Source organism: Shewanella rhizosphaerae, from assembly GCF_019457655.1.
In the GTDB taxonomy this organism is placed as follows: Bacteria; Pseudomonadota; Gammaproteobacteria; order Enterobacterales; family Shewanellaceae; genus Shewanella; species Shewanella loihica.
On record NZ_CP080420.1, the window covers coordinates 4,413,028 to 4,429,710 of the forward strand.

Annotated in this window: 15 protein-coding genes; 12 read left to right on the top strand and 3 right to left on the bottom strand. The window is 53.1% G+C overall.

The window, feature by feature from the left end; genetic code table 11:
* Positions 1–28 precede the first annotated feature (28 nt).
* Positions 29–934 (top strand): dTDP-4-dehydrorhamnose reductase, encoded by a 906-nt coding sequence (rfbD, locus tag K0I63_RS19195; protein ID WP_220082068.1) that lies wholly within the window; start codon positions 29–31, stop codon positions 932–934.
* Between the two features lie 65 nt (positions 935–999).
* The gene (locus tag K0I63_RS19200) at positions 1,000–1,725 is read left to right on the top strand and encodes a 3-deoxy-D-manno-octulosonic acid kinase (protein WP_220082069.1); all 726 of its coding nucleotides are present in this window, start codon (positions 1,000–1,002) and stop codon (positions 1,723–1,725) included.
* A gap of 27 nt (positions 1,726–1,752) precedes the next feature.
* Here the strand turns inward: K0I63_RS19200 and waaA are convergent, their stop codons facing one another.
* On the bottom strand, positions 1,753–3,018 hold the full coding sequence (waaA, locus tag K0I63_RS19205; RefSeq protein WP_220082070.1) for a lipid IV(A) 3-deoxy-D-manno-octulosonic acid transferase: 1,266 nt from the start codon (positions 3,016–3,018) through the stop codon (positions 1,753–1,755).
* Between the two features lie 285 nt (positions 3,019–3,303).
* On the opposite strand from waaA, the gene K0I63_RS19210 reads away from it, so the two are divergent.
* From K0I63_RS19210 to glpG, 5 genes are all read left to right on the top strand, one after another.
* The gene (locus K0I63_RS19210; protein ID WP_011867502.1) at positions 3,304–3,957 is read left to right on the top strand and encodes a TetR/AcrR family transcriptional regulator; all 654 of its coding nucleotides are present in this window, start codon (positions 3,304–3,306) and stop codon (positions 3,955–3,957) included.
* Positions 3,958–4,373: 416 nt separating this feature from the next.
* Entirely contained in the window at positions 4,374–5,567 is a 1,194-nt protein-coding gene (locus tag K0I63_RS19215; protein ID WP_144201280.1) for a glycine C-acetyltransferase, read from the top strand.
* A gap of 10 nt (positions 5,568–5,577) precedes the next feature.
* Positions 5,578–6,603 (top strand): L-threonine 3-dehydrogenase, encoded by a 1,026-nt coding sequence (gene tdh, locus K0I63_RS19220; protein ID WP_011867504.1) that lies wholly within the window; start codon positions 5,578–5,580, stop codon positions 6,601–6,603.
* Between the two features lie 88 nt (positions 6,604–6,691).
* On the top strand, positions 6,692–6,997 hold the full coding sequence (gene glpE, locus K0I63_RS19225; protein ID WP_220082071.1) for a thiosulfate sulfurtransferase GlpE: 306 nt from the start codon (positions 6,692–6,694) through the stop codon (positions 6,995–6,997).
* A 17-nt stretch (positions 6,998–7,014) separates the two neighbouring features.
* Complete coding sequence (gene glpG, locus K0I63_RS19230) at positions 7,015–7,851, top strand: rhomboid family intramembrane serine protease GlpG (protein WP_220082072.1); 837 nt, start codon at positions 7,015–7,017, stop codon at positions 7,849–7,851.
* A gap of 130 nt (positions 7,852–7,981) precedes the next feature.
* On the opposite strand, the gene elbB is transcribed toward glpG, so the two are convergent.
* Entirely contained in the window at positions 7,982–8,635 is a 654-nt protein-coding gene (gene elbB / locus K0I63_RS19235) for an isoprenoid biosynthesis glyoxalase ElbB (protein ID WP_011867507.1), read from the bottom strand.
* A gap of 388 nt (positions 8,636–9,023) precedes the next feature.
* Between elbB and polA the strand changes: the two genes are divergently transcribed.
* The gene (gene polA, locus K0I63_RS19240) at positions 9,024–11,774 is read left to right on the top strand and encodes a DNA polymerase I (protein ID WP_220082073.1); all 2,751 of its coding nucleotides are present in this window, start codon (positions 9,024–9,026) and stop codon (positions 11,772–11,774) included.
* Between the two features lie 782 nt (positions 11,775–12,556).
* Here polA and yihA read toward each other — a convergent pair.
* Complete coding sequence (gene yihA, locus K0I63_RS19245) at positions 12,557–13,213, bottom strand: ribosome biogenesis GTP-binding protein YihA/YsxC (RefSeq protein WP_220082074.1); 657 nt, start codon at positions 13,211–13,213, stop codon at positions 12,557–12,559.
* A 168-nt stretch (positions 13,214–13,381) separates the two neighbouring features.
* Between yihA and K0I63_RS19250 the strand changes: the two genes are divergently transcribed.
* The 4 genes from K0I63_RS19250 to K0I63_RS19265 all read left to right on the top strand — a co-directional run bounded on the left by K0I63_RS19250 (position 13,382) and on the right by K0I63_RS19265 (position 16,587).
* Positions 13,382–14,002, top strand: coding sequence for a c-type cytochrome (locus K0I63_RS19250; RefSeq protein ID WP_011867510.1), 621 nt, complete (start codon positions 13,382–13,384; stop codon positions 14,000–14,002).
* A gap of 774 nt (positions 14,003–14,776) precedes the next feature.
* Positions 14,777–15,445 (top strand): methyltransferase domain-containing protein, encoded by a 669-nt coding sequence (locus K0I63_RS19255; protein WP_220082075.1) that lies wholly within the window; start codon positions 14,777–14,779, stop codon positions 15,443–15,445.
* 47 nt (positions 15,446–15,492) lie between these two features.
* Positions 15,493–16,026 (top strand): Der GTPase-activating protein YihI, encoded by a 534-nt coding sequence (gene yihI / locus K0I63_RS19260; RefSeq protein ID WP_011867512.1) that lies wholly within the window; start codon positions 15,493–15,495, stop codon positions 16,024–16,026.
* Positions 16,027–16,119: 93 nt separating this feature from the next.
* A complete protein-coding gene (locus K0I63_RS19265) occupies positions 16,120–16,587 on the top strand; it encodes a DUF2489 domain-containing protein (RefSeq protein WP_220082076.1) in 468 nt (155 codons plus the stop codon).
* The last annotated feature ends 96 nt before the right edge of the window (positions 16,588–16,683 follow it).

Sequence of the window (16,683 nt, forward strand, 5' to 3'; positions counted from 1 at the left end):
TGAGCAAGTCCATAATGGGGCCAGCACGATGAAACCAATATTGGTGATCGGCCGCCATGGGCAGGTTTCCCAGGCGCTCAAGGCAACTCAGCCAGATGGCTACCAGGTACACTATCTGGGCCGCGAGGCGTTGGATATCCGCGACAGCCAGGCGATCGAGCGGGTATTAGACCAGCAAGACTATCGACTGGTCATCAACGCCAGCGGCTATACTCAGGTCGATGCTGCCGAGACAGACAGCCAGGCCGCCTTTGCCCTCAACCACCTGGCGGTAAAGGCACTGGCCGAGCACTGCGGTAAACGGGACATCAGGCTTATCCACATTTCCAGCGACTATGTCTTCGATGGGGTCTTCGATGGGGTCATGAATGGGGCATTTGATGAGCAACAGCGTCAGCCCTATCGCCCAACGGATAGACCTAACCCGCTGAGTCGCTACGGCGAATCTAAGTGGCACGGTGAGCAGGCAGCGCTGGAATATGGCCAGGGCCATGCCTGCATAGTGCGCACCTCGTGGCTCTACTCCCCCTTCGGCCATAACTTTGTCAAGACCATGCTGACTCTGATGCGCCAGGGTAAACCGCTTAAGGTTGTCGACGATCAATGGGGCACGCCAACTTCGGCCATCGCCCTGGGGCAGTTTATCTGGCAACTCAATCAAGTGACAAAGCCAGAACCCATCTACCACTGGAGCGATCTCGGCGTCACCAGCTGGTATGAATTTGCACGGCAGATATCAGATAGCGCCTATGCCTTGGGACTACTGGATAAGCCGGCAAACATCAGCCCCATTAGCACCCAGGAATACGGCGCCCCAGCGCCTCGCCCGCGCTACAGCGCCCTGGATACCAGTCAGTCCCAGGCTATTTTGCCCGCAAAACGCTGGCAGGATAATCTCATCCAGGTACTGCAACAACTGGCGAAAGAGGGCTGACAGGGCGTCAATATCGGGTACAATTCCCCATAGCGACCATTTAAGCCTGTTGAGCCAGTGAATCTATGCAAATAAAACCCACCGATGCCGGTTGCATCGTCTTTAGCCAAGCTTCGCTCAAGGCGATCACCCCAGATTGGTTTACCTTCGATTACTGGCAAGACCTTGGGGCCATCACAGGCTCTTCGACGGGCCGCTACACCACCTGGTTTGTCAATCCAGCTCCTCTGAGCCAGGCGCCCGAGGAGGAGTGGGTGCTCAGACACTATTATCGTGGCGGCATGATGGAGAAATTCAGCCGCGATGCATATCTCTATACCGGGCTTAAGCGTTGCCGGGCGATCGCCGAATTTAACCTGTTGGAACAGCTGTTTAAGGAAGGATTTGCGGTGCCGGAACCTGTGGCGGCGCAGATCCAGCGCAGCGGCCCCTATTATCGCGGCGATATCATCATCAAGCGGATTCCGGGCGCTCGCGATCTGGTGGCCGAGCTGAGCCAGGGGCCTATGTCGGATGAAAAATGGCAGGCGCTCGGTGCCTGTATCGCCAAGTTCCATCGCCGCGGCGTTTACCACGCCGATCTTAACGCCAAGAACATACTGCTGGCCGGAGAGAACTTTACCCTGATCGATTTCGACCGCGGCGCATTGAAGCAGCCTGACAGCAAGTGGCAACAGGCCAACCTGGATCGCCTGCTACGCTCCTTCAACAAGGAGAAGGGCAAGGTGCCCGAGCTGCACTTTAGCCAGGAAAACTGGCAGCAACTGTTAGCGGGTTACGCCCAGGCCTAGCTAGGCCCACAGCTCATAGACTAGCTACTAAGCCTTAATCAAATCGCTAGCTAGGGCGAATTGGGCCGCCAGCGCCCCCTTGTTGGCCTCGACTACTTCAAGCCCGGCCTCTCTGGCGGCCAGATAGGCCGCCTTGTCGTCAAACTTATGCACCAACTGCTCAGCTAGCTCATCGCCGTCCTGCACTAAGGCTAGGGATCCCGCCTCCTTGAGCAAGCCAGTAATCTCCGCAAAATCCCAATGGTGTTGTCCCACATAGACTGGCAGGCCGATAGCCGCCGGCTCCAGAGGGTTATGACCTCCATTCTCAATCAGTGTGCCACCGACAAAAGCCTGATCCGCTGCGCCATAGAAGCTTAACAATTCCCCCATGGTGTCGCCGAGCAATACTTGAGTTTGGCCATCCACCACATCTTGTTTACTGCGGCGCGCCAGCTCGAGCCCTGCGGCCTTCACCCGGCTGGCCGCCGCGTCAAACTGCTCTGGATGCCTGGGCACCAACACCAGCAGGGCATGGGGGAAGCGCATCAACAGGCTCTTGTGCGCGGCGAGCATGATATCGAACTCCCCGGGATGTACGCTGCCCGCCACCCAGACCGGAGTCTCCATCCGCTGCCAAGTCTTACGCAGCTCTTTTGCCTTCTCTAGCAAGTCTGGCGCTATGGTGAGGTCGAACTTGAGGCTTCCCGTGACCTTTACCCGCGCGGCCTCGACGCCCAGGTCGATGAAACGCTGCGCCGCCTGAGGCGACTGGGCGGCGATCAGATCCAGTGAGCGCAACATGGGCAGCGACAGCTTGGGCCGGCCGCGATACTGGTTGGCGGACTTCTCCGACAGGCGGGCGTTGGCCAGCATCAGCCTAATACCCCGGCGTTTGGCCTGATGAATGAGGTTCGGCCAAAGCTCCGTCTCCATGATGATGATCTGCTTAGGCTGCAGCTGGCTTAGGAAACGCGCCACACACATGGGGAGATCGAAGGGCAGATAACAGTGCTGCACGCTTTCGCCAAAGGCTTTTATCACCTCGGCCGATCCGGTCGGACTCGTGGTGGTTATCGTAATGCTGAGCTCAGGGTAGGCCGCCTGTATCTGTTTAATCAGCGGAATCGCCGCCAGGGTTTCCCCCATGGAGACAGAATGGATCAGCAGATCTGCCCGCGACAGCGTCGACAGACCGAAGCGCTCACCCCAGCGGCCACGGTAATCCGGGCTCTTGATCGCCCTAATCGCCAGATAGAGAATCAGCAGAGGGCTTAGTAGATACAGCAAGGCAGAATAGAGGGTACGATTCATAGGGGACGGCACTTACACAGGGTCAAATTACTCATAAGCCTTAATAGTAACATATGCCGCTGGCCGACGGGCGGCAAACAGACGCAGGCCCAATAAGCCTCACATCAATTTATAAATAGGCAGAAAAACAGGGGGTTAATCTTAACTGGTCTGAGTAGCCATAGATTGACTTTTACCCGCTGGCTGATAACTTCAACTGGAGCCTTTACTCGAATATAGCCCTATGACTCGCGTGCCAGAAAAGGCTGGCCCACGGGTGACAAACCGACCTGACTTAGGATCAAGATGAAGACCCGCGATAAAATCGTCCACGCCGCCCTGGCCCTGTTTAACGAGCATGGTGAGCGCGCCATCACCACCAACCATATTGCCGCGCATCTGGGGATCAGCCCGGGTAACCTCTACTACCATTTTCGCAATAAAGAAGACATCATCCGCTCCATCTTCAGCCTCTATGAACAGCACTTGGAGACAGGCTTTCAGCCCTATGAAGGCAAGAAGGTCGATGTCGATCTCTTGATCGGCTACTTCGACGCCCTCTTCTACACCCTGTGGCAGTTCCGCTTCATGTACGCCAATCTGGTGATCATCCTCAGCCGCGACGAGGTGCTCAACAAGCAGTATACAGTCACCCATGAGCAGGTACTCAAGCGAGCCACCAGCATCCTTACCCAGCTAAAACAGGATGGCGTATTGGTGATCGACGACGCCGAGATCACGCCGCTGGCCGACACCATACGCATGGTGGCCTGCTTCTGGATCAGCAATCAGCTCACCCACTCAGAGGCCACCCAGATCACTAAGACCTCGCTCTACGAGGGGCTACTGCGGGTGTTGATGATCTTCAAGGCCTACGCCAGTGAGTCCGCCAGACCCACCTTCATCAGACTGGAGCAGCATTATCAGGCCCTGGCCAAGGCGGAACAGGAAGAAGATTAAACAACGGTTCTGCCACTCACCTCATCATCTGGCCTCTCGCTTAGTCTGTCGTGATAGGCCAGTTGTGACATTTCGCATTATTTTTTGTTATGCGAAAGTTGCACTTGCACTAACTTAGTTAATAGCGCAAAAAAAAATGTGGCGTCGGCCGGGTTTAAGGTTAGAATTCGGCCAGCCTAGCGCGATCCATATCCCAGGCGTCCCCCTTTCCGGCAGGCGTGTCGGCAACAATAGATGGTCGAAACTGAACTAGACTTAATCATTCATCGACGGGGCAATACCTGGCTATGACAAGCCTGACTTATGCGTTAAAGATGGTTCCTAACTTATCGCCTTTCCTCGAGTTTATCTGCCAAGTGAGCAGGCTCGGGCAAAGCATACAAAAATAAAACGAGACAGAAAGAAGGAGACTACAGGTGGCAACGACCTCATTCTACGATCAAATCAATCAGCAGCTGGCTGAAGTTAAAGCGGAAGGCTTATACAAGAGCGAGCGCGTTATTGCCTCTCCTCAGAAGACCGAAATCGAAGTCAACGGCCACGAAGTGATGAACTTCTGCGCCAACAACTACCTTGGCCTGGCCAATCATCCCGAGCTGATCGCCGCGGCGCAGCAGGGCCTGAGCGATCACGGCTTCGGCATGGCGTCTGTACGCTTCATCTGTGGTACCCAAGATATTCATAAGCAACTCGAAGCCAGCCTGAGCGAATTCCTCGGCATGGAAGATACTATTCTTTACTCTTCTTGCTTCGATGCGAACGCCGGTCTGTTCGAGACCCTGCTGGACGCCGAAGACGCCATTGTCTCAGATGCCCTGAACCACGCCTCTATCATCGACGGTGTACGTCTGTGTAAGGCCAAGCGTTTCCGCTATGCCAACAACGACATGGCCGATCTGGAGACCCAACTGCAGGCGGCAAAGGCAGCCGGTGCGCGCCACATACTGATCGCCACCGATGGTGTGTTCTCGATGGACGGCGTGATCGCCAACCTCAAAGGCGTCTGCGACCTGGCCGATAAATATGGCGCCCTGGTCATGGTGGATGACTCTCACGCCGTGGGCTTTATCGGTCAAAACGGCCGCGGTACCCACGAGTATTGCGACGTGATGGACAGAGTCGACATCATCACGGGCACCCTGGGCAAGGCCCTGGGCGGCGCATCGGGTGGATTCACCTCGGCGAAGAAAGAGGTCGTCGACTGGCTACGTCAACGCTCGCGTCCTTACCTCTTCTCTAACTCGCTGGCCCCTTCTATCGTCACCGCCTCGATTCACGTGCTGGAGATGCTAAAGTCAGGCCAGGCACTGCGCGAAGCCGTATGGGAAAACAGCCGTTACTTCCGCGAAAAAATGACTGCGGCAGGCTTTACCCTGGGCGGCGCCGACCACGCCATCATCCCTGTGATGATTGGCGATGCTAAGCTGGCCAGCGACTTCGCTAACCGTCTGTTGGAAGAGAATATCTATGTGATCGGCTTCTCCTTCCCTGTGGTACCTAAGGGCCAGGCCCGTATTCGTACCCAGATGTCGGCCGCTCATACCCGCGAGCAGCTAGATCGCGCCATCGATGCCTTCACCCGCATCGCCAAAGAGATGGGAATTATCTAGGAGTCTATCGATGAAAGCCTTAAGCAAACTCAAGCCTGAAGAAGGCATCTGGATGGTTGATGCGCCAAAACCTGAAGTTGGCCACAACGATCTACTGATCAAGATCCGCAAGACCGCCATCTGCGGTACCGACGTACATATCTACAACTGGGATGAGTGGTCACAAAACACCATTCCTGTGCCTATGGTAGTTGGCCACGAATATGTGGGCGAAGTGGTCGAGATTGGTCAGGAAGTCCGTGGCTTCCAGATTGGCGATCGCGTCTCTGGCGAAGGTCATATCACCTGTGGCCACTGCCGCAACTGCCGCGCGGGCCGCACTCACCTGTGCCGCAACACCTCGGGTGTAGGTGTTAACCGTGAAGGTGCCTTTGCCGAATACCTGGTGATCCCGGCCTTCAACGCCTTCAAGATCCCTGACGATATCTCTGACGATCTGGCTTCTATCTTTGATCCATTCGGCAATGCGGTGCACACGGCGCTGTCGTTCGACTTGGTCGGCGAAGATGTGCTGATCACAGGTGCAGGCCCTATCGGCATCATGGCCGCTGCAGTTTGTCGCCATGTCGGCGCACGCCACGTGGTGATCACAGACGTGAACGAATACCGCCTCGAGCTGGCCAAGAAGATGGGCGCCACCCGCGCCGTTAACGTGGCCAAGGAGAAGCTGGAAGATGTGATGCAAGATCTCGGCATGACTGAAGGCTTCGATGTGGGCCTTGAGATGTCGGGCGTGCCAGCAGCCTTCCACTCCATGCTGGATACCATGAACCACGGCGGTAAGATCGCCATGCTGGGTATTCCTGGCGGCGACATGGCCATCGACTGGAGCAAGGTGATCTTCAAGGGACTCATCATCAAGGGGATCTACGGCCGTGAGATGTTTGAAACCTGGTACAAGATGGCCAGCCTGATCCAATCGGGTCTGGATATCTCGCCAATCATCACACATCACTACAATGTTGATGATTTCCAAGCCGGTTTCGACGCCATGCGCTCGGGCCAATCGGGCAAGGTGATCCTCAGCTGGGATTAATCCCCCGCACCACTCGCAACCGGGGCTGTACTCTCACGGCCCCATGTTGCACACTTAACTTATCTCTCTTTTTCATTACAGGTTGACTATGTCTGCTTTTCAACACCTGAGTGTCAATCAACTCATCCATATGCTGGAAGACAATACCGAGGTACAGGTAGTCGATATCCGCGACGGCGCCAGCTTCGAGGCGGGACAGATCCCCGGTTCGACCAACCTCAACAACGAAAACCTGGCGCGTTATATTGCCGAGGCCGACATGGACAATCCCTTAGTCGTGGTCTGCTATCACGGCATCAGCAGCCAAAATGCCGCGCAATACCTGCATGAACAGGGTTTCGATGATGTCTATAGCCTGGATGGTGGCTTCCAGGCTTGGCGCGAAGCCCATTAATTTCCAGAGGTACGCCTATGTTGGAACTTGGTCGTCTCCCCAATGAGCGCGCCGCCCAGGCGCTGATCGATTACCTCAAGGGCCAGGGCATAGATTGCCAGCTGCAACATGCCGAACACGGGGTGCTCCTCTATGTCGTCCAAGAACAAGACTACGCCAAGGCGCGCCGCGAATATGAGCACTTCGTGCGCAACCCCTATGACGACAAGTACCTTCAGGCCTCCTGGGAAAACGGCAGCACAGGCACCAAGCTAGACTACGGCGCGCCTGGTCTGCAGCTGGTGACTCAGTTCCTGTCCGGGGCAGGCCCCTTGACTCTTGTTGTCATGCTCAGCTGCACGCTAATCTATCTCGGCTTCATCTTCGGCTTCGCCAATCCTATCTTCGAGGCACTCTCCTTCTTCGGCGCCGTGCCCGGCAGCGACACCAGTCAGATCTGGCGCGTATTTACCCCGAGCCTGATGCACTTCTCCGCCATGCATATCATCTTCAACCTGCTCTGGTGGTGGTATCTGGGCGGTAAGATTGAAAACAAGCTAGGGGTGACTCCACTTTTAACCTTACTGCTGATCGCCGGCACCCTGCCGAACCTGCTGCAATATGCCATAGGTGGTCCCAACTTCGGCGGCCTCTCGGGCGTGGTCTATGCGGTGGTGGGCTACACCTGGATTATGGGAGTCAGACGTCCCGAGAAGGGGATAGGCCTGCCACCTGCCTATATAGGCTTCATGTTGATCTGGCTGGTATTTGGCTTTACCGATATGTTCGGCCTCTCCATCGCCAACGGCGCCCATATCGGCGGCTTAATGGTGGGCCTGGCTCAAGGCTTTATCGACAGTCGCCGACGGGTTTAGGTAACCCCTAGATAACATGTGCCCTCAGAGAGGACGCGAGATCAAAAAGGGCCCATTAGATGGGCCCATTTTGATTGGTATTAGCCAATCACGATGAGTGAACGGTTATTTATTGCGGTTGGGCATGGGATCACGCCAGCTCAATCACCTTCTTCACCAGCTTATCTATGCCGATATGGGCCTGGGCAATATTCTCGGCCAACATGTAGGCCGGCGTACTTACCAGTTTACGCGCCTCATCGACGACGATCTGCTCGACGTTGGCTTCCACATGCTCACCGCCCATCAGGTTAAAGGCGTGGGCCGTGTCGCTGTCATGGCCTATGGTGCCCTTGGCCTTCTCGCCGTAGAGCTTAGGGATCATCACGGGTGAGATACAGATAAAGCCCACCGGCTTGTTCGCCTCGACAAACTCGCTGATGAAGGCCTTCACGCTGGGTGCCACCTCACACTCGCTGCCCACCACAGCAAAGTTACACAGGTTCTTCGCGGCGCCAAAGCCACCTGGGATCACCAGACCATCGAAGGCCTGGATATCTAACTCGTCCGTTGCCTTGATGTCGCCACGGGCAATACGCGCCGACTCCACCAGCACGTTGCGATGCTCCCCCACGGCCACCTCACCTGTGAGGTGATTCACCACGTGCATCTGCTCTATGTTGGGTGCAAAACATTGATAACTTACTCCGGCCTGGGTCAGCGACAGCAGAGTCAATACCGCCTCATGAAGTTCGCTGCCATCGAACACTCCCGCGCCGCTTAATAAAACAGCAAATTTTTTCATTAAAAACTCCTTTAATAGACCGAATGGTTTTAACAACCAGATAACAAAAGGGTTGATCTGATTATTTTTCATGCTAAGTTAGTTCATCGACTCTAACAAGGCCGAGCAATTTCGCCAAGTCAGAGCATAAATATGGATGACAAAATAAAAAATCCACAAATTAGGAATTTTTACTCGGAAGTAATACCTAGTTCACATAAAAATATAATACAAAAATAAATCAACAAGTTGCATCACCCGCTTATGTTCGTCGTCGTGATCCCTACTCGCTGAAACTTTTTTAGCTCACAGACTTATCCACAGGCTGCTGAGTAATTTGCCGTGGCCGAAATCGCCCTAATATGGCATGCTAGCGCCATCATCGCATACCGAAAAAATAGATAAAATTATGCCTAATATCGCTGAAAACCCACTCATTCTTGTGGATGGTTCTTCCTATCTTTACCGCGCCTACTATGCGCCGCCCCACCTGACCAACTCTAAGGGTGAGGCCACGGGGGCCGTGTATGGCGTGATCAACATGCTACGCAGCCTGCTTAACCAATATAAGCCAACCCAGATGGCGGTGGTGTTCGATGCCAAGGGAAAAACCTTCCGCAATGAGATGTATGCCGAATATAAGGCCCACAGACCGCCCATGCCGGACGATCTCAGGACGCAGATCGAACCGCTGCATCGCATCATTCGCGCCCTGGGGCTTCCCCTGGTCTGTATTCCCGGCGTCGAGGCCGATGATGTCATAGGCACCATCGCCAGACAGGCGAGCCAAGAAGGCCGCGCCGTGCTGATCAGCACAGGCGATAAAGATATGGCGCAGTTGGTGGATGACAAGATCACCCTGATCAACACTATGACCAATACCATCCTAGGCCCCGATGAGGTGAGCGAGAAGTTTGGTGTCGGCCCTGAGCTGATCATCGACCTACTGGCACTGCAAGGCGATAAGGCAGATAACATCCCCGGCCTGCCAGGCGTGGGGGAGAAGACGGCGCTGGCTATGCTACAAGGCGTCGGCGGCGTCGAAGCCATCCTAGCCAACCCAGAGAAGATGCCGGAACTCGGCTTTAGAGGTGCTAAGACCATGCCCGCCAAGATCGCCGAACATGGCGACATGCTCAAACTCTCCTATGAGCTGGCGACCATCAAGTGCGACGTCGAACTGGAACAAGACTGGCACCAGCTCAACATTCAAGACGCGGATCGCGACGAGCTGATCAAATGCTACGGCGAGATGGAATTTAAGCGTTGGCTAGCCGAGGTGTTAGACAACAAGTCGAACGCCGACAGCCAAGAAGAGGCAGAAGAAACGCCGGCGCCTCAGGCTATCGATACCCAGTACGACACCATTCTGACCTGGGAAGCCTTAGATGAGTGGCTCAAGACCCTGGCCGCCGCGCCGCTGTTTGCCCTGGATACCGAAACCACCAGCCTCAACTACATGGAGGCCAAACTGGTGGGCCTCTCTTTCGCCATCGAGCCTGGCAAGGCCGCTTACCTGCCGCTGGCACACGATTATGCCGATGCCCCTGAGCAGCTCGACAGCGAGCAGGTACTGGCCAAGCTCAAGCCACTGCTGGAAGATCCTAGCCTTCTCAAGGTCGGGCAAAACCTCAAGTATGACATGAGCATACTGGCCAATGTCGGCATCGCCCTCAAGGGCGTGGCCTTCGATACCATGCTCGAGTCCTATGTGTTTAACTCGGTCGCCTCCAAGCACAACATGGATGACCTGGCGCTGAAATACCTGGGTCATAAGAATATCAGCTTCGAAGAGATCGCCGGCAAGGGCGTTAAGCAGCTGACCTTCAACCAGATCCCGCTGGAGACGGCAGCACCTTACGCCGCCGAAGACGCCGATATCACACTCAGGCTGCATCAGCATCTCTGGCCGAGACTGCAAAAAGCCAGCGAGCTTGCCAGCGTCTTTACCGACATAGAACTGCCTCTGGTCAGCATCTTGTCTCAAATCGAACGCCAGGGCGTGTTGATCGACAGCATGTTGCTGGGCCAGCAGAGCGACGAATTGGCACGCAAGATAGATGAGCTGGAACAGAAGGCCTACGAGATCGCTGAAGAGCCCTTTAACCTGGGCTCGACCAAACAGCTGCAGGCCCTCTTCTTCGAGAAGCTGGGTTACCCTGTATTGAAGAAGACCCCTAAGGGCGCACCGTCCACCGCCGAAGAGGTGCTGGTCGAGCTGGCACTGGACTATCCGCTGCCCAAGATCATCCTGGAGCACAGGAGCTTATCTAAGCTTAAGAGCACCTACACAGACAAGTTGCCGCTGATGGTCGATGGTAAGACTGGCCGGGTACATACCAGCTACCACCAAGCCATCGCCGCCACGGGTCGCCTGTCATCCAGCGAACCTAACCTGCAGAACATCCCCATCCGCACCGAGGAGGGCCGCCGTATTCGTCACGCCTTCGTGGCGCCAGAGGGACGCAAGATCCTCGCTGCCGACTATTCGCAGATCGAGCTTAGGATCATGGCCCACCTCTCCCAGGATAAGGGCCTGCTGAGCGCCTTCGCCCAGGGTAAGGATATTCACAGAGCTACCGCCGCCGAGGTGTTCGACGTCGACTTCAGCGAAGTCACCAGCGAACAACGTCGCCGCGCCAAGGCGGTGAACTTCGGTCTCATCTATGGCATGTCGGCCTTCGGTCTGGCCCGCCAGCTGGATATTCCGCGTCACGAGGCCCAGCAATATATCGACATCTACTTCAAGCGCTATCCTGGCGTGCTCAAGTATATGGAAGATACCCGCGCTGCCGCCGCCGAGCAGGGATACGTATCGACCCTCTATGGTCGCAGGCTCTATCTACCAGCCATCAAGGATAGAAACGCCATGCGCCGTCAGGCAGCGGAGCGCGCCGCGATCAACGCGCCGATGCAGGGCACGGCTGCTGACATTATCAAGAAGGCCATGATCAATATCGCTCAGTGGATCGAGACAGAGACACAGGGAGAGATCACCATGATCATGCAGGTTCACGATGAACTGGTGTTTGAGGTCGACGCCGACAAGGCCGATTCGCTCAAACTCAAGGTGTGTGAACTGATGGCGCAGGCCGCCTCGTTAGATGTCGAGCTACTGGCCGAGGCTGGTATCGGCGATAACTGGGAACAGGCGCACTAGCCTTACATTTTGCGACTATTGCTCAACGGATCCTCGGCTCAATTCTCAATTAGATCAGAATTGAGCCACAAAAATGCCTCGACTATGCCCCGGCCTGTCGGGGCATTTTTTTATGCTGTGAGAGCCATTCATCCTGGCATCTCGCCCTCTCGACCCGCGAAGCCGTAAAAATCACCAAAAATAGTAATATTTTTTCACTTAAGGGCAGTTTTTAGCTAAACAGCTCTTTTAAAGGCAATTTTAGTAAATTTTAGATCAAAAACTTGTGCTTTTATTGAGCACTTTTTTAGACATTGCTCACATTATTGTCGTTTTTTACAAAAAACAGTTTCCCATATTACGACCAATGAAGTATTATTCTCTGCGTAGGGTACAGAGGTTAAGATGTTCTATCTTTCAGACCTTTTTTTATTTCACGTTAAGTGAAAAGCCAAATTCTGGCGCCCCAGCAAGTTACTTGCTGGGGCTTTTTTTCGTCTGAAATTTAATTTAGAGCAAATACTTTAATTTAAGTGAGATTCGGGCTATCCTATGACCACTGAGAACTATTGGTCGATGACCGATGGAACTTGAGTCTTGTTGAAATTTAGCTTCTCCCCAAAAGAGCTAATGTATTTTTTGCCGATGGTGTAGCCGTCGGCATTTTTTTTACCTGCCACTTTTAACCCACTCAAAGAGTTACCCGCTAATAGCCTCTGCAGCTAAGCGTCTTAGCCACTAAAAACCAGGCATAAAAAAACGCCCCCAATCTGGAGGCGCTCTCTAATCACAAACGAAAGTTGTTACTCTTGTGCGGCGTCGGCCAAGGCCTCCACCAGCCAGTCTGGATGACACCATTCGTTAAGAATCCCCAGCACCTTAGGTTTGCCGGTTCCCTTCAGGGAAGAGAATGGCTCCACCTTCACGCCGTCGCCAAAATCCGCCAAGGCCTTACGCACATCGTTAACCGTCTTCATTCGAGCACTCTGCGCCAACTTGTCACACTTGGTCAGCAAGGCAAGCACGGGAATATCGCAATCAACCGCCCACTCGATCATCTGCATGTCGAGATCCTTGAGCGGATGACGAATGTCCATCAGCACGACCAGGCCACTCAAACAGGCGCGTTCCTGCAGATATTGCCCCAGCGCCTGCTGCCATTTTTTCTTCATGGCCAGCGGTACCTGAGCGAAACCATAGCCAGGCAAATCCACCAGGCGTCTGTGCTCATCGAGCGCGAAGACGTTGATCAACTGGGTACGCCCAGGTGTCTTACTGGTTCTTGCCAGGTTCTTCTGCTCGGTTAATTGGTTTAATGCGCTCGACTTTCCGGCATTAGAGCGGCCGGCAAAGGCGATTTCGACGCCTACATCACCGGGCAAGTGCTCATCCAGATGCGCAATATCCGGCGCACTGATCAAAAACTTGGCCTGTCGAAAATCGATACGAGAATCAGTCACTACCCACCCCAAAATTTGTTATTTCTTCAGTTTAAATATCGAAGACTTGCTTACATTTGCACAATTTCGTGTAAAATATTACCCCGATCACATAAATCATATTTTATCACGCTTGCAGGTCACTCTCGTAAGCTCAGGACAAAAAATTTAACTAAAAGTTGGAACGCCATGAAAAAGTTCGCTATTGCGCTATCGATGTTAGCCACTCTATCAACTCCGGCTCTAGCAGCAGGTGATGCTGAAGCGGGAAAAACTAAAGCAATCATTTGTTCTGCCTGTCACGGTGTTGATGGTAACAGTATGATCGACATGTACCCCAAGATTGCGGGTCAACAAGAAACTTACCTGAAGAAGCAGCTAACCGAGCTGCGTCAAGCTGCCCACACAGGCGGTAAAGAAGGCCGTAACGATCCTATGATGAGCCCAATGGCGGCGGCATTGTCGGATCAGGATATCGAAGATTTAGCGGCTTACTTCTCTTCGCAAAAACTTGCGATGAGCGAAGTCAAAGACGTGCCTGAACTGGGTGAGCAACTATACAAGGGTGGTGACGCCGTACGTGGTGTGACTGCATGTATCGCCTGTCACGGTCCGAGCGGTAAAGGTTCTGAGGCTGCAGGCTTCCCAGCTATCGCGGGCCAACACGCTAACTACATCAAGATCCAGCTGAATAAGTTTCACGATACAAGTCGTAACAACGACCTAAACGGCATGATGCAAGACGTTGCCAAGAAGCTGACCAGCGAAGATATCGAAGCACTATCTAAATATATTTCAAGCATTAAATAATTAATCGCTGGATAACGAAAGGGTGGTCTATACCACCCTTTTTAACAACCCAAAGTTTACGTTTACGTAAACTGTTGAAAATTGATGCTTGACATAGATCACAGATTTCGTTTTAATTGTGCCCGTACCGAGGTAAACCCAACTGTTTGTATAAAATCTACCTAATAACAATAAACAGATTTCGGTATGTGATTACATTTAAGATATAAGAATAAAGTTAAGCAAAAATAATAATAATTTTTTGACCACTCACTAAAAATAATAAGAGAAGTACTTCGCATCTGAAGTCGGGTCGTAATAACTTGGTAAGGATATTGGTTAGGAAGGCCAATGCGCTAATTAGCATTTTCCTTACGGTTCAGAAAACAGTTGAACTGCTTACTGCTGAACTTAATGTAAACCGAACAGGGATGGTTTATTAGGCGTCAAAGATGACGATATGGATTGTGATGTGTCAATGAAGACCATCTACGGAAGCTGTGGTCAGGAAGGCGACAGGGAAAGAAAAAAAGCGTCTGGAAGACCGAAAACGAAAATAACTATGCATGGAAAGCAGATTAAAAAATAAGATGGAATCCGACTGGGAGAGTCGCATAGCAAGTAAGGAAACTTGGAATCAGAATTGAGTACCTTTGGTACTTTTTGGAAGGCGACAGTGATACTGTCGCCTTTTTTTATATCCGGCAAAAATTACGCTTCTGTTTCCGCTTGGCCTACAGTAAATTAAACCGGGTAGCAGCAATTAACCCAGCCTTTAAGAGTCATGCCCTAGCCATGCGAAGATGCCCCCTGTGCACCAGCGAAGAGACCGCCCCCTTCTATCAAGATAGAAAACGCTGCATCTATCGCTGTAAGCGCTGCATGCTGCTGTTTGCCGATGCCAACTCTCATCTGCCGCCCAGCGCCGAGGTAAAACGCTACCGCTCGGCCAATAGTAAAGACAAGCCGCTGCAACAATTTCTGTCGAGCCTGATCACTCAGTGTGAGCAGCAGGTTCAGGGCTCACTGCTTGGACTCAACTTCGGCCGACTGCTAAACCCACAGGCGATAGACGCCATCAAGGCCCGAGGCCATCAGCTCAACCAGTATGATCCACACTTCGCCCCGGATCATACCCTGCTAAGACTCGAATACGACTTCATCTGTTGTTATCGCGTCTTCGAGCACTTTCGCTTTCCTGGAAAGGAGTGGCAGCTACTTTGTTCCTTACTTAAACCCGGTGGCTGGATGGCAATCAGCACCCAGCTGCTCACCGAGCTTCAAGGCTTTCCCAAATGGCACCACAAGAACAATCTGACCCATGTCAGCTTTTATCAGCAAGCCACCTTCCAATATTTGGCAAGTCAGGCCGAGTTTAGGCTATTATTCGCCTCGAAAGATCTCATTTTGGTGCAAAAACCAACAGGATCTGGTATAACACGCGACCCAAGTTCACTTATCTAACTCAGGGTTAGGTAGGTTCACGATTTTTTGTAGTTGAGATTAACGTTATGACCCGTAAGAAATCGCGCAAGATCAATGAGAATGCGCCAAAACGTCCGCCTAGAACTAAGAAAGAAGACCGTGTCGTCACGGGTAAGAAGCAGAAGTCGGGCAATAAAGCGGGCAGTCGTCATAACGAAAAGCAGATCCAACAGAAGCAATCGGGCACGGCACAGGCCAAAGATCCTCGCCACGGCAGCAAGAAGCCTGTCGCACTTGAGCTGCCGACTAAGGCGCCTGTGGCCAAGCAGCCCAAGGCACCTAAGATGAGCGACGAACAGAAACTGCTGAAGCTAGAGGAAGATCCTAGACTCAACAAGCTGCTCGACATGCTCGAGGAGGGTCGGGATCTCAACGATGCGGACCAGGCCTGGTTAGAGAAGCAACTTACAGAGATCGAGCGCCTGATGGATCGCCTGGGCATCACAGAAGAGGATGATCTCGAGCATGTGATGAAGACCACGGTCGGCTCAGACGACGATCTGCTGGATAAGTTTGAATCTGGCGCCGATCTGCTCAAAGATTATCAAGATAAAGACTAGCCTCAGGCTAACCCAAATGGCATCGATTCGATGCCATTTCTCTATCTCGCCTCTGTGATTAACACCTAGCTAACCAACACCTCGGATTGCATTATGACTACGACACTCCTCATCCTGGGCGCCATCATCATCTTAGGTCTGGCCGCCTATGCCGCCAGCCTGTTACTCAAGCTGAAACAGCAAACCGCACGACAAAAAGCGCAACGCGAGGCACAACAGGCCGCGGCGGACGCCAAGGAGCTGGAACTGCTCGGCAACATTCACTATATCGCCGCCGCCATGCTCGAGGAGCGCTGTGAACTGTCAGAGGGCGTGATGCGTATCGGTAAGTTGTTCAATATTCTTGGCCACACAGATCAAGTGAAACACCAGTACCCGGCGCTCTTTAAGCATTATGAGATCATCGAGTCCCACCCTATCATGGAGCAGCGCAAAGCGTTGGCCAAGCAGCAGCGTATGAAGCTAGACTTAGAGAGAATGAAGTCAGAATCGGCGCTGGAAGCCGAGATCATGGCCGAGGTGGCCCTGCTGGCCAAAGCCTATGCCCACCTCAGCCACTGACGTGAGTCGGTGCACAAAAACGGCTTAAGACCAAGACATTTAAGCCGAAAAAAAGGATATTCGACAGCTAACATAAATTGCAGTGCTAATTTGCAA

What these genes read in the sequence shown, in the direction of transcription:
- K0I63_RS19210 (WP_011867502.1), top strand. Translation starts at nt 3,304, where the DNA reads ATGAAGACCCGCGATAAAATCGTCCACGCCGCCCTGGCCCTGTTTAAC.
- glpG (WP_220082072.1), top strand. Translation starts at nt 7,015, where the DNA reads ATGTTGGAACTTGGTCGTCTCCCCAATGAGCGCGCCGCCCAGGCGCTG.
- rfbD (WP_220082068.1), top strand. Translation starts at nt 29, where the DNA reads ATGAAACCAATATTGGTGATCGGCCGCCATGGGCAGGTTTCCCAGGCG.
- K0I63_RS19255 (WP_220082075.1), top strand. Translation starts at nt 14,777, where the DNA reads ATGCGAAGATGCCCCCTGTGCACCAGCGAAGAGACCGCCCCCTTCTAT.
- waaA (WP_220082070.1), bottom strand. Translation starts at nt 3,018, where the DNA reads ATGAATCGTACCCTCTATTCTGCCTTGCTGTATCTACTAAGCCCTCTG.
- glpE (WP_220082071.1), top strand. Translation starts at nt 6,692, where the DNA reads ATGTCTGCTTTTCAACACCTGAGTGTCAATCAACTCATCCATATGCTG.
- K0I63_RS19200 (WP_220082069.1), top strand. Translation starts at nt 1,000, where the DNA reads ATGCAAATAAAACCCACCGATGCCGGTTGCATCGTCTTTAGCCAAGCT.
- K0I63_RS19250 (WP_011867510.1), top strand. Translation starts at nt 13,382, where the DNA reads ATGAAAAAGTTCGCTATTGCGCTATCGATGTTAGCCACTCTATCAACT.
- K0I63_RS19265 (WP_220082076.1), top strand. Translation starts at nt 16,120, where the DNA reads ATGACTACGACACTCCTCATCCTGGGCGCCATCATCATCTTAGGTCTG.
- tdh (WP_011867504.1), top strand. Translation starts at nt 5,578, where the DNA reads ATGAAAGCCTTAAGCAAACTCAAGCCTGAAGAAGGCATCTGGATGGTT.
- elbB (WP_011867507.1), bottom strand. Translation starts at nt 8,635, where the DNA reads ATGAAAAAATTTGCTGTTTTATTAAGCGGCGCGGGAGTGTTCGATGGC.
- yihI (WP_011867512.1), top strand. Translation starts at nt 15,493, where the DNA reads ATGACCCGTAAGAAATCGCGCAAGATCAATGAGAATGCGCCAAAACGT.
- polA (WP_220082073.1), top strand. Translation starts at nt 9,024, where the DNA reads ATGCCTAATATCGCTGAAAACCCACTCATTCTTGTGGATGGTTCTTCC.